Annotated in this window: 1 protein-coding gene and 1 pseudogene; both read right to left on the bottom strand. The window is 52.0% G+C overall.

Going from position 1 to position 700, the window contains the following annotated elements; genetic code table 11:
• A pseudogene (locus R7O13_RS27120) lies at positions 1-334 on the bottom strand (hypothetical protein); the annotation flags it as partial.
• A 4-nt stretch (positions 335-338) separates the two neighbouring features.
• On the bottom strand, positions 339-700 hold a 362-nt coding region (locus R7O13_RS27115; RefSeq protein WP_318305232.1), incomplete at its 5' end, for a hypothetical protein.

Below are 700 nucleotides of genomic sequence, written 5' to 3'. Positions count from 1 at the left end.
TCCGCCAGCTCCGGTAGGTTTCTGTTGATTTGGCATAGCCAACCAAGGCAGGAGCCAGCGTGTCGGACTCCTTCGTATTCAACTTCCCTTTTGCTGCCTTCGATACGAACTCAGCGATCACCGAAGCCAGCATGTCGGAGGTCAGGTGAAGCGGCAGCTTTATCGTGTCGAAGTCAGCCTGCTTGATGGTGAACAGGCGGATGTGATCGTTGCGGTAGTCACGCACATAGATGACATGACTCTCAAATGGGTTGGAGTGGTTAAAGGCATCCATACCCCAGCCTGCGGCCTCAAGATGTGCGTTTGATACTGACTTGTCGTAATCAAATTCCACGCTATTACTCTCCGTCTTGTCGTTCAGGAACTTTCACATGTGAAAGTTTTCCGTCGGTCATGATGTCCAGGACGGCTTTGCCCAGTCTCATCCCTTTATGGTTTTGAACCGGGTCTCCCTTGTAGAAAAGTCCTGGCTCGTTATCGGGATGGAATACCCCGTGAGGAATGTTGTCGTGATCGCCCAGCCACATGCGTAGCCTCAGATCCACCAGCCACCCATCATCCAGGACAACCCAGAAATGCGGTGTCACGATGTCCTTGGTCTGTTCGTTTCGCACAAAGCCATACATGCAGTCATGAGGTACACCCGCTTCATTGAGTAGGTGGCTTACTGCCCATGTCATACCGTCACATTCCATCTGGC

The organism is Vibrio sp. Y176, assembly GCF_033438945.1.
This window is presented reverse-complemented; position numbering and strand designations above follow the sequence as displayed.